This is a genomic window from Streptomyces sp. Ac-502, from assembly GCF_045222935.1.
GTDB lineage: Bacteria > Actinomycetota > Actinomycetes > Streptomycetales > Streptomycetaceae > Streptomyces > Streptomyces monomycini.
In genome coordinates, this window is sequence record NZ_JBHFFO010000001.1 from 9144030 (window position 1) to 9156007 (window position 11978).

The 11978-nt window shown below is 72.8% G+C and carries 6 protein-coding genes and 1 pseudogene; 6 read left to right on the forward strand and 1 reads right to left on the reverse strand.

Features of this window, described 5'->3' with window-relative positions; genetic code table 11:
* Nucleotides 1–617: 617 nt before the first annotated feature.
* Complete coding sequence (locus ACEXOX_RS41630; protein WP_406525846.1) at nucleotides 618–1871, reverse strand: TIGR04053 family radical SAM/SPASM domain-containing protein; 1254 nt, start codon at nucleotides 1869–1871, stop codon at nucleotides 618–620.
* A gap of 263 nt (nucleotides 1872–2134) precedes the next feature.
* On the opposite strand from ACEXOX_RS41630, the pseudogene ACEXOX_RS41635 reads away from it, so the two are divergent.
* From ACEXOX_RS41635 to hemG, 6 genes and pseudogenes are all read left to right on the forward strand, one after another.
* Nucleotides 2135–5829, forward strand: a pseudogene (locus tag ACEXOX_RS41635) (nitrate reductase subunit alpha).
* 1 nt (nucleotide 5830) lies between these two features.
* Entirely contained in the window at nucleotides 5831–7378 is a 1548-nt protein-coding gene (gene narH / locus ACEXOX_RS41640; RefSeq protein WP_406525847.1) for a nitrate reductase subunit beta, read from the forward strand.
* Nucleotides 7375–8136 (forward strand): nitrate reductase molybdenum cofactor assembly chaperone, encoded by a 762-nt coding sequence (gene narJ / locus ACEXOX_RS41645; RefSeq protein WP_406525848.1) that lies wholly within the window; start codon nucleotides 7375–7377, stop codon nucleotides 8134–8136. Before narH ends, narJ begins: the two co-directional genes overlap by 4 nt.
* Nucleotides 8133–8897 (forward strand): respiratory nitrate reductase subunit gamma, encoded by a 765-nt coding sequence (gene narI, locus ACEXOX_RS41650; protein WP_406525849.1) that lies wholly within the window; start codon nucleotides 8133–8135, stop codon nucleotides 8895–8897. Before narJ ends, narI begins: the two co-directional genes overlap by 4 nt.
* A gap of 255 nt (nucleotides 8898–9152) precedes the next feature.
* The gene (locus tag ACEXOX_RS41655; RefSeq protein WP_406526647.1) at nucleotides 9153–10328 is read left to right on the forward strand and encodes an MFS transporter; all 1176 of its coding nucleotides are present in this window, start codon (nucleotides 9153–9155) and stop codon (nucleotides 10326–10328) included.
* A gap of 103 nt (nucleotides 10329–10431) precedes the next feature.
* Entirely contained in the window at nucleotides 10432–11967 is a 1536-nt protein-coding gene (gene hemG / locus ACEXOX_RS41660; RefSeq protein ID WP_406525850.1) for a protoporphyrinogen oxidase, read from the forward strand.
* Nucleotides 11968–11978 lie beyond the last annotated feature (11 nt).

The following is an 11978-nucleotide window of genomic DNA, read 5'->3' on the forward strand; positions in this document are numbered from 1 at the left end:
GGATCAGCGCCATGGCGACCGCCCCGATCAGCAGGGCGCTGCGGAACCCGAGGAGGCTGGACGCCGGCGTGCCGCCGGGCATCGTCCGGGCCGACTGCGCGAGGACGGTGCCCACCACCGCGCTGGAGAGACTGGTGCCCACGAAGCGGAGCATCGTGTTGAGCCCGTTGGCGGCTCCGGTCTCCGCGGCGTCCACGGAGTTCCGCGCAAGCTCGCCCTGGACGAGCTGTCCCGGGCCGCCTACAGCCTCAGCGCAGCCGACGCCCGACTGCGGGGCCGCGCCACCCGCACGCCGGGCGCACTCTCCCTCACCCACGCACGCGCCCTACGGGTGCTCGCCCAGAACGGCCCCCTCTCCATCCGCGAACTGGCCGCCGCGACGGAGACCACGCCCCCGGTGCCACTCAACTGGTCAACGGCCTCGTCACGGCCGGCTACGTCACCCGCGAACAGGTCCCGGGCCGCAAGGCCGTCGCAGTCACCCTCACGGCCAAAGGCCGAGAACGCCACGACGAACGCCAGGCACTACTGCAACAGGCCCTGGACACCGCCCTCGCGGACTACGCCGCGGCCGCCCTCGACTCGGCGGCGGAGGTGCTGCGACAACTGTCGATCAACTACGACCGGCTCTGACGCGGCCGCGCGTTGTCAGGGCCGCCCCCAGCCGTCAACTCCGCCATCAACTCCGCCAATTCCCCCTGGTAGGGGAACGACCCGGGCTCGTAGCCGCACCACGGTTCCTCGGCGTGCGGGTCGCCGGTGACGGCGTGGGCGCGGGAGCGGGAGCCTCCGCAGAGGTGGCGGAACTCGCAACGGCCGCAGCGGCCGAGGAGTTGGGCGGGGTCGCGCAGGGCGGTGAAGAGGTCCGAGTCGCGGTAGATCTCCGTCAGGGGCCGGGTACGTACGTTGCCCGCCGAGAGGGGGAGGAAGCCGCTGGGGTGCACGGTGCCGGTGTGGGAGACGAAGACGAAGCCCCGGCCGGCGTTGACGTCCAGGGGCGGGCGGCGGGTCCGGCGGGGGCCGGTGCAGAGGTTCAGTTCTTCTGCGCGCCGGCGGAGTTGGCGGTACAGCGGGCCGAGGTGGAGAGTCTGGATGTGGTCCGCGCCTTTCGCGGCCAGGATCGCGCGTTGCAGGGCGACGCGGCGGAAGTGGTGGGCTTCGGTGGTCTTGCCCGGCACCGACAGGCCGATGTCGTGGAGGAAGTTGAGGACGTCCTCGGTCTCCGCGGGGCTGAGCGCGGCCAGTTGGCTGCCGCGCCCGGTCGGGACGAGGAAGAAGGCGCTCCACAGCATGACCCCGTGTTCGCGGACCAGGGCCGCGGTCTCCGGCAGGTCGTGCAGGTTGTGCCGGCTGACCGTGGTGTTGATCTGGACCTTCATGCCCAGGCGGCGGGCGGTGTCCCAGGCGTCCAGAGTCCAGCGGTAGACGCCGGGGACGCCGCGGAAGCCGTCGTGGAGTGCGGCGGTGGAGCCGTCCAGGCTCAGGGACAGGCCCACCGCCCCGGCCTCGTGCACGGCTCGCAGGTTCGGTGCGGTCAGGGTCGGGGTGCCCGAGGGGGAGACCGCGACCCTTACCCCGGTCCGCGTGCCGTAAACGATCAGTTCCAGCAGATCGGGGCGCTGGAAGGGGTCGCCGCCGGTGACGACGAACAGGGGAGCCGGCCGTCCGAAGGCGGCGACCTGGTCGATCAGGTCCTTCGCGGCCCGGGTGTCCAGCTCGCGGGGGTCACGGTCGGGGGTCGCGGTCGCCCGGCAGTGCAGGCAGGCCAGCGGACAGGCGCGGGTCGATTCCCAGATGACGATGAACGGTTTGTCCGCCACCGTCTGGTGCTGCCGGCGGACCGGGCGGGCGCCGGTCACCGGGGCGGACACGGGACGGGGCGGGTGGCCGGCCGCAGGGGCGGACACGGAACGGGGCGGGTGGCCGGCCGCCGGGAGTGGTCGTGCATGAGGGCTACCTCCGATGTGCTCACCCCCAGCATGCGGCCGGGGAGGCGTCCGCCGCCGGGGGCGGGGCGGCTCCGGCGCAGGGTCGTTGGTCCCGTGTGGCCGAAAACATTCGGGGTCCTGTGGCCCTGCGGCGCGGGACGCTTCGCCCACCGTGCCCCGCACAACCCCGATTTAGGTTCTGTTGCATGGAGAACAAGAAGCTCAGCGGCCCGTCGGCGGCTGATGAAGCACGCGGCTGGCCGCTGGCCGGCCGGCGGCTGCTCGACCGCCGTGAGGTGAGTGCGGACGGGCGCGCCGTGTTCGGCACGGGGGACCCGCGGTGGGAGGGCTTCTACCGCGACCGCTGGGCCCACGACAAGGTCGTCCGCTCCACCCACGGCGTCAACTGCACCGGGTCCTGCTCGTGGATGGTCTACGTCAAGGACGGGATCATCACCTGGGAGCACCAGGCCACCGACTATCCCTCGATCGGCGCCGACTGCCCCGAGTACGAGCCGCGGGGCTGCCCGCGCGGCGCGTCGTTCTCCTGGTACACCTACTCGCCCAGCCGGGTCCGCTACCCCTACGTACGCGGCACGCTGCTGAAGATGTGGCGGGAGGTACGCCACCGGCTCGGCGACCCGGTGGCTGCCTGGGCGGAGATCACCGGGGACCCGGCCAAGGCCCGTGCCTACAAGAAGGCCCGGGGCAAGGGCGGGCTGGTGCGCGCCGACTGGGACGAGGTGGCCGAGCTGGTCGCCGCCGCCCAGGTGCACACCGTCAAGACGTACGGCCCGGACCGGGTGGCCGGGTTCTCGCCGATCCCCGCGATGTCGATGGCGTCCTTCGCCGCGGGGGCGCGGTTCCACTCGCTGATCGGCGGCACCCTGCTGTCGTTCTACGACTGGTACGCGGACCTGCCCGTCGCCTCGCCGCAGGTCTTCGGCGACCAGACGGACGTACCGGAGGCCGCCGACTGGTGGAACGCCGGGTACCTGATCATGTGGGGTTCCAACATCCCCGTCACCCGGACCCCGGACGCCCACTTCCTGACCGAGACGCGGTACAACGGCACCAAGGTCGTCGCCGTCAGCCCCGACTACGCCGACAACGTCAAGCACGCCGACGAGTGGCTGGCCCCGCACCCGGGGGCGGACGGCGCCCTGGCGATGGCGATGGGGCACGTCATCCTGCGGGAATTCCTGGTCGACCGCGGCACGCCCTACTTCGAGAACTACCTGCGCCGGTTCACCGACGCCCCGTTCCTGGTCACGCTGCGCGAGCGGGACGGGAATGTGGTGCCGGACCGCTTCCTGACGGCGGCCGACCTCGGCGACACCGACGAGAACGCGCGCTTCAAGACCGTCCTGGTCGACCGTGGCAGCGGGCAGCCGGTGGTCCCCAACGGGTCGCTCGGCTTCCGCTGGGGGAGGAGGGGAAGGGGCGCTGGAACCTCGAACTGGGGACCATAGAACCTGAGCTGAGCTTGCTGGAAGGGGCCGACTCCACGGCCTCCGTGGCGTTGCCGCGCTTCGACGAAGGACCCACCGAGGGCGGCGCGGTGATGGTGCGCGGTGTTCCGGTCCGCCGGATCGGCGGCCGGTTGGTGACCACCGTCTTCGACCTGATGCTGGCCCAGTACGGCGTGCACCGCGCCGGGCTGCCCGGTACGTGGCCGGCTTCGTACGACGACGCCTCCCAGCCGTACACCCCGGCCTGGCAGGAGACCGTCACCTCGGTCCCCGCGGCCCAGGCGGCCCGTATCGCCCGGGAGTTCGCCCGCAACGCCGAGCGCACCGAGGGCCGCTCGATGATCGCCATGGGTGCCGGTACGAACCACTGGTTCCACTCCGACACCATCTACCGCGCCTTCCTGGCCCTCACCACCATGACGGGCTGCCAGGGCGTCAACGGCGGTGGCTGGGCCCACTACGTCGGCCAGGAGAAGGTCCGTCCCGTCACCGGTCTGCAACACCTGGCGTTCGCCTTCGACTGGCAGCGGCCCACCCGGCACATGGCCGGTACGTCCTACTGGTACCTGGCCACCGACCAGTGGCGTTACGAGGCCTTCGGCCCGGACGAGCTGGCCTCCCCGCTGGGCGAGGGGCGGTTCGCCGGCCGCGCCACCGCCGACTGTCTGGCCCAGGCCGTCCGCATGGGCTGGACCCCCGGCCACCCCGGCTTCAACCGCAACCCGCTGGACCTGGCCGACGAGGCGGCCGCCGCGGGCCGCCCGGTGGCGGAGCACATCGTCGAGGAGCTGACGTCCGGCACCCTGCGTTTCGCCGCCGAGGATCCGGACGACCCGGCCAACTTCCCGCGCGTACTGACCGTGTGGCGGGCCAACCTGCTGGGTTCCTCCGGCAAGGGCAACGAGTACTTCCTGCGCCACCTGCTGGGCACGGACGCCGCCGTGCGCTCCGAGGAGACACCGCCGGAGAAGCGGCCCCGGGACGTCGTCTGGCACGAGGAGGCGCCCGAGGGCAAGCTCGACCTGCTGGTCTCCATGGACTTCCGGATGACCTCCACCGGCCTGTTCTCCGACGTCGTGCTGCCGGCCGCCACCTGGTACGAGAAGGACGACCTGTCCAGCACCGACATGCACCCCTTCGTGCACGCCTTCACCCCGGCCATCGCGCCGCCCTGGCAGGCGCGGACCGACCACGACACCTTCCTGACCATCGCCGACCGCTTCAGCGAACTGGCCGAGGAGCACCTCGGCACCCGTACCGACGTCCTGGCCGTGCCCCTCCAGCACGACACCCCCGACGAACTGGCCCAGCCCGGCGGCATCGTCGCCGACTGGAAGGCCGGCGAGTGCGCGCCGATTCCCGGGCGCACCATGCCCAAGCTGGTGACCGTGGAACGGGACTACGCGGCGGTGGCGGACAAGATGCGCGCCGTCGGCCCGCTCCTCGACCGGCTCGGGACCACCACGAAGGGCGTCACGGTCCGTCCGGACGAGGAACTGGAGCGGCTGCGGCGGACGAACGGGGTCCGGCGCGGGGGCGCGGCGGACGGCCGGCCCTCGCTGGCCACCGCGACGGACATGTGCGAGGCGATCCTCGCCCTGTCCGGCACCACCAACGGACGGCTGGCCACCGAGGGCTTCAAGGCACTGGAGGAGCGGACCGGCACGGAGCTGGCGCACCTGTCCGCCGAGCGGGAGGCGGAACGCATCACCTTCGCCGACACCCGCGTCCAGCCCCGCTCGGTGATCACGTCCTACGAATGGTCCGGCAGCGAGACCGGCGGCCGCCGCTACTCCCCGTTCGTCATCAACGTCGAGCACCACAAGCCCTGGCACACCCTCACCGGCCGCCAGCACTTCTTCGTCGACCACGACTGGATGGCCGAACTCGGCGAGCAACTGCCGGTCTACCGGCCCCCGTTGAACACCGCCAGGCATTACGGCGACGAGCACCTGGGCGAAGACGGCCGCGCCGAGGTGACGGTCCGCTACCTCACCCCGCACTCCAAGTGGTCCATCCACTCCGAGTACCAGGACAACGCCTACATGCTCGCGCTGTCCCGCGGCGGCCCGGTGATCTGGATGAGCACCGCCGACGCGGAGAAGATCGGCGTCAAGGACAACGAGTGGATCGAGGCGTACAACCGCAACGGCGTCGTGGCGGCCCGCGCGGTGGTCACCCACCGGATGCCCGAGGGCACGGTGTACATGTACCACGCCAAGGACCGCACGGTGAACGTGCCGAAGACGGAGGTCAGCGGCAAGCGCGGCGGCATGCACAACTCCCTGACCCGGCTGCTGCTCAAGCCGACGCACCTGGCCGGCGGCTACGCCCAGTTCACCTTCGCCTTCAACTACTACGGCCCCACCGGCAACCAGCGCGACGAAGTCACCGTCATCCGCCGCCGCGGCCAGGATGTGGAGTACTGACATGCGCGTCATGGCCCAAGTGGCGATGGTGATGAACCTCGACAAGTGCATCGGCTGCCACACCTGCTCGGTCACCTGCAAGCAGACCTGGACCAACCGCACCGGCGTGGAGTACGCCTGGTACAACAACGTCGAGACCAAGCCCGGCGTCGGCTACCCCCGCCGCTACGAGGACCAGCGGCAGTGGAAGGGCGGCTGGGAGCTGGACCGGCGCGGGCGCCTGGTGCTGCGCTCCGGCGGCCGCCTCAAGCGCCTGGCCTCCCTGTTCTCCAACCCCGACCTGCCGGCCATCGAGGACTACTACGAGCCGGTCACCTACGACTACGACAACCTCGTCAGCGCCCCCGCCGGCCAGGACGTGCCCGTCGCCCGCCCCCGCTCGGTGCTCACCGGCAAGCCGACCGCCATCACCTGGGGAGCCAACTGGGAGGACGGCCTGGGCGGCGCGGCCGAGACGGCGGCCGGCGACCCCAACCTGAGCGGGGACCTGGCCGAGAAGGTGAAGTTCGAGTTCGAGCAGACCTTCCTGTTCCACCTGCCGCGGCTGTGCGAACACTGCCTCAACCCGGCCTGCGTCTCCGCCTGCCCGTCCGGGGCGATGTACAAGCGGGCCGAGGACGGCATCGTCCTGGTCGACCAGGACCGCTGCCGCGGCTGGCGGATGTGCGTCACCGCCTGCCCGTACAAGAAGGTCTACGTCAACCACGCCACCGGCAAGGCCGAGAAGTGCACCTTCTGCTTCCCGCGCATCGAGGCCGGACAGCCCACCGTCTGCTCCGAGACCTGCGTCGGACGCCTGCGCTACCTCGGCCTGGTGCTCTACGACGCCGACCGGGTCGGCGAGGCCGCCGCCATGGCGGACGAGCAGGATCTGCTGGACGCCCAGCGGAACGTCTTCCTCGACCCGGCCGATCCCGAGGTCCGTGCCGCCGCCCGGCGGTCCGGCATTCCCGAGGACTGGATCGACGCCGCCCGCCGCTCACCCGTACGCGCCCTGATCAGCGAGTACAAGGTGGCCCTGCCGCTGCACCCGGAGTACCGCACGCTGCCCATGGTCTGGTACGTGCCGCCGCTGTCCCCGGTCCTGGACGCCGTCGGTGAGGCGGGCGGCAACGCCGAGGACCCCGACCACGTCTTCGCCGCCGTCACCCGGCTGCGTATCCCGCTGGACTATCTGGCCAACCTCTTCGCCGCCGGGGACACCGACGTCGTCGCCGGGGTGCTGATGAAACTGACCGCGCTGCGCAGCCACATGCGCATGCGCACCCTCGGCGAGCAGGGCGACGAGAGCGCCCTCAAGGCCGTCGGGCTCACCTCCGCGCAGGCCGAGGACCTGCACCGGCTGCTGGCCGTCGCCAAGTACGCCGACCGGTACGTGGTCCCCGCAGCCCACCGGGAGGACGCCGCCGCGCTCAGCGCGATGGAAGACCGCTGTCCCGTGGAGAGCTCCGACGCCCCGTCCGGCACCGACCGCAAGGTCATGCTCGGCATTCCGGCCCTGCGGCGACGCACCACCACCTCCGACAGCCTCGCAGGAGACACCGCATGAGCACCCTGCGCACACGCATCCTTCCGGCGGCCGGGCGCGGAGCCCGCCCCGGACCCGAAGAGACCGCACAGCGCGCGCTCCTGCTGCGGCTGCTGTCGCTCCTGTTGCAGTACCCGGACGCTGAACTGACCGCGGAACGGCCCGCGCTGGCCGCCGCCGTGGACGCACTGCCGCCCTCGCCCGCCGCCGACGAACTGGCCGCCTTCACCACCTGGTTCGCGGCCCAGCCCGCCGAGGCACTGGAGAGCCACTACGTAGAGATCTTCGACCTGCGCCGTAAGAGCAGCCTCTACCTCACCTACTACCTCCACGGCGACACCCGCCGCCGAGGCATGGCCCTGCTCACCCTCGCCCAGACCTACCGGGCCGCCGGCTGGAGCGCCGACGGAGGCGAACTCCCCGACCACCTGCCCGTCGTCCTGGAATTCGCCGCACTGGCCGGCCCGCGCGCCGGAGAAGCGCCGCTGCGCCGCCACCGGCGCGGCCTGGAACTCATCCACCACGCCCTGTCCGACGTGCGGTCCCCCTACGCCGGACTGCTGACGGCGCTGCTGTCCCTGCTGCCGCCGGCCGGCGAAGCGGAGCTGGCGGCGGTGGCGAAGCTGGCCGCCGAAGGGCCGCCCGCCGAGGACGTCGGCCTCGACCCGTACAGCGGCACCGGCTTCGCCCCGCCCGGCACCTTCGTACCGCCCACACCGGCCCAGCCGACGCTGGTGCCCCCTCTGACCGGCCCCATGGATTCGGAGCCCCGCCGATGAGCGCCTCCAGCAGCCCCCTCACCGCGATGACCGGCACCGACCTGCTGCTGTGGGTCGCCGTCCCCTACATCTGCCTGGCCGTCTTCGTCGTCGGACACGTCTGGCGGTTCCGCAAGGACCAGTTCGGCTGGACCAGCCGCACCAGCCAGTTGCTGGAACACCGCTGGCTGCGCTGGGGCAGCCCGCTGTTCCACCTCGGCGCGTTCGCCGTGATCGCCGGACATGTCGTGGGTCTGGCCGTCCCCGCGTCCTGGACCGAGGCGGTGGGCATCGGCGAGCACACGTACCACACCGTGGCGGTCGCCCTCGGCTCCGTGGCCGGTGCGGCCATGGTCGTGGGCCTGGGCATGCTCAGCGCCCGCCGCCTGCTCGCCCCGCGCATCCGCACCCGGACCAGCTCCAGCGACAAGATGCTCTTCCCGCTGCTGGCCGCCACCGTGCTGCTGGGCATCGCCGCCACCGTCGTGCACAACATCGCCGGCGGCGGATACGACTACCGTTCCACCGTCTCGGTCTGGTTCCGCGGACTGTTCCTGCTGCAACCGCAGCCCGGGGCGATGGCCGGGGCGCCCCTGCTGTTCCAACTGCACGCCCTGACCGCGTGCCTGCTGTTCGCGGCCTGGCCCTTCACACGCCTCGTCCACGTGTGGAGCGCCCCCGTCGGCTATCTGCGCCGCCCGTACCTGGTCTACCGGCGGAAGACGGCCACCCGGGCGTACGGCCGGCCCCCGGCGTCCCCGCCGGTGCCCGCCGCGAGCTGACCGGACCCAAGGCGCCCCGGTAGCACCGCCCCCCCCGCGAGGGTGCTCGCGACGAATGGCCCGTCCCCCGGTGGGCGGGTTCGAAGAAGCTGGAAGACGGGAGCCGCGTGAGGGCAGCGGGACGCAGGTCCCGCGCCGGACGGCTGCCGGAACGACTGGAACGAGAGGTACCCGATGTGCCCGCTTGAGGAATCCGTCCGCGCCACGCCGGCGCCGGCGGCAGGCCGCACCTCCCCGGCCGGCCGCCCGGCGATCATGCTCACCCTGGCCACGCTGGGCTTCGCGGTGAACTTCTGGGCGTGGGCGCTGCTGAGCCCGCTGGGCCCGCGCTTCAAGGAGACCCTGGCGCTCAGCTCGTTCGAGCAGTCCCTGCTGGTGGCGGTGCCGGTCGTGGTCGGGTCGCTGGGCCGGATCCCGGTGGGGGCGCTGACCGACCGGTTCGGCGGCCGGGTGATGTTCCCCCTGGTGTCCGCCGCGACGATCGTGCCGGTGCTCTACCTGGGCCTGTTCGGCCACTCCTCGCTGGTCGCCCTGCTGGTCGGCGGCTTCTTCCTGGGCATCGGCGGTACGGCCTTCGCCGTCGGCGTGCCGTTCGTCAGCGGCTGGTACCCGCCGGAGCGGCGCGGACTGGCGATCGGCGTCTTCGGCGCGGGCATGGGCGGCACCGCCATCAGCGCGCTGACCACCGTCAAGCTGGTCGACGCGCACGGTATGGCCAACCCGTTCCTGATCACCGCCGCGGCGCTGGCCGGCTACGCCGTGCTGGCCGCCGTACTGCTGAGGGACGCGCCCGGCCGTACCGTACCGACCGAGCCGCTGGCCCGCCGTCTCGCCGACACCGCCCGCCTGTCCGTCACCTGGCAGGCTTCCGGCCTGTACGCCGTGGCGTTCGGCGGCTACGTCGCCTTCTCGGTCTACCTGCCGACCTACCTGAAGACCGGTTACGTGCTCGGCCAGGCCGACGCCGCCAACCGGATGGCCGGCTTCGTCCTGCTGGCGGTGGCCATGCGTCCGGTCGGCGGCTGGCTGTCGGACCGGGTGGGCTCGGTCCGCGTCCTCGCCGGGTCGCTGGCGGTGGTCGTCGTGGGGGCCGTCGTACAGTCGGCGACCCCGGCGCTCGCCCCGGTGGGCACCATCGCCTTCCTGGCCATGGCCGCCGCGCTCGGCGCGGGCAGCGGCGCGACCTTCGCCCTGGTGGCGCAGCTGGCCCCGGCGAACAAGGTGGGTTCGGTCACCGGCGTGGTCGGCGCCGCGGGCGGCCTGGGCGGATTCATTCCTCCGCTGGTGATGGGCGCGATCTTCAGCGCTTCCGGGAGTTACGCCCTGGGCCTGCTCCTGCTGGCCCTGGTCTCGGCCGTCGCGCTGGCGTTCACCGGTACCCGGGTGCGGCGGGCGGCCGCCCGTACCGGCACCGCCGCGAGCACCACGTGAGCGCGCCGATGCCCCGTCACCTCGATGGCGAAACCGGGCCGGTGAATCACCGACGGTTCCTTGAACGCTCCCTGAAACCCCCTCAGAAAGGCAGTGCCTCCCGATGAACGCGACCAGCGTCCCGCGACCACGACCTGCCTCCGCACCGACCGGCCCGGAGGCGGCCCGGCCGCACGTCGTGGTGGTCGGCGGCGGCATCGCCGGACTGGCCGCCGCCGCTCGCCTCAGCGGTGTCGCGGGAGGCGACGGAACCGGCTGTCGGGTGACGCTGCTGGAGTCCGCGGGCCGGCTCGGAGGCAAGCTCCTGAGCGGCGAGGTGGGCGGCGTCCCCGTGGACCTGGGCGCCGAGGCGGTGTTCGTCCGGCAGCCGTCCGTCCTGGAACTGGCCCGGGAGGCCGGGCTGGGGGACGAGCTGGAGCCGCCGGTCACGACGGAAGCCTCCCTGTGGACCCGCGGCGCGCTCCGCCCCCTGCCCCGGGGCCACCTGATGGGCATACCCGCCGACCTCGACTCCCTCGCCGCTTGCGGCGTGCTGTCCGACGACGGCCTCGCGCGCGCCCGCCAGGACCTGTCGCTCCCGCGTACGGAGGTGGGCGACGACATCGCCGTCGGCCGGTACGTGGCCGCCCGGCTGGGACGGGAGGTGGTCGACCGGCTCGTCGAACCCCTGCTCGGCGGTGTCTACGCCGGGCAGGCCGACCGCATCTCCCTGCGTGCCGCCCTGCCGCACCTGCTTCCCGTCGCCCGCGAGGAGCGGTCCCTGCTCGAAGGCATCCGCCGGATGCGGACACCGCAGGCCACCGGCCCCGGGCCCGGGACGCCGGGCAGCGGCACCGCGCAGCCGCCGTTCCGGAGCGTACGGGGCGGTCTCGGACGCCTGCCCCTGGCCGTCGGCCGGGCCTGCCGGTCCGCGGGCGTGGACATCCGCACCGCCACCGCGGCCCGCACACTGCGCCGCACGGGAGACGGATGGCGGCTGACGGTACGCGACGCGAGCGGCGAACAGCGGCTCGAAGCGGATGCCGTGGTGCTCGCCGTACCCGCGCCCGCCGCCGCGCGGCTGCTGGCCGACGAGGTACCGGCCGCGGCCGCCGCGCTGCGCACCGTCGAGTACGCCGACATGGCGCTGGTCACCCTCGTGTACGACCGGACGGACCTGCCGGGCGGCCTGCCGGGCAGCGGCTTCCTGGTCCCGCCCGTGGACGACCGCCTCATCAAGGCGTCCACGTTCCTGAGCAGCAAATGGGCATGGCCGGGCCGGTACGCGCCCGAAACCGCCGTGGTGCGCACATCGGTCGGCCGGTACGGGGAGGACACCGCCCTGCGCCTCGACGACGAGGAACTGGTGTCCCGTTCACGCGCCGAACTGCACGCCGCGACCGGCCTCGCGGCGCCCCCGCGCGCCACCGCCGTCACCCGCTGGGCCACCGGCCTGCCGCAGTACACCGTCGGCCACGTCGCCCGGATGGGCCGCGTACGGGAGCACGTGGGACGGCTCGGCACGCTGGCGGTCTGCGGGGCCGCGTACGACGGTGTCGGCATCACCAGCTGCGTCGAGAGCGCTCAGCGGGCGGCCGAAGCGATCACGGCGGAACTCGGCGCCCGCCGGGGTGAGGAATTCCGGCGCGAACACACATAGCTTGCTGTCCG

Excerpts from the sequence above, each read along its gene's own strand:
- narJ (WP_406525848.1), top strand. The coding sequence starts at position 7,375 with ATGAGCACCCTGCGCACACGCATCCTTCCGGCGGCCGGGCGCGGAGCC.
- narH (WP_406525847.1), top strand. The coding sequence starts at position 5,831 with ATGCGCGTCATGGCCCAAGTGGCGATGGTGATGAACCTCGACAAGTGC.
- narI (WP_406525849.1), top strand. The coding sequence starts at position 8,133 with ATGAGCGCCTCCAGCAGCCCCCTCACCGCGATGACCGGCACCGACCTG.
- ACEXOX_RS41655 (WP_406526647.1), top strand. The coding sequence starts at position 9,153 with ATGCTCACCCTGGCCACGCTGGGCTTCGCGGTGAACTTCTGGGCGTGG.
- hemG (WP_406525850.1), top strand. The coding sequence starts at position 10,432 with ATGAACGCGACCAGCGTCCCGCGACCACGACCTGCCTCCGCACCGACC.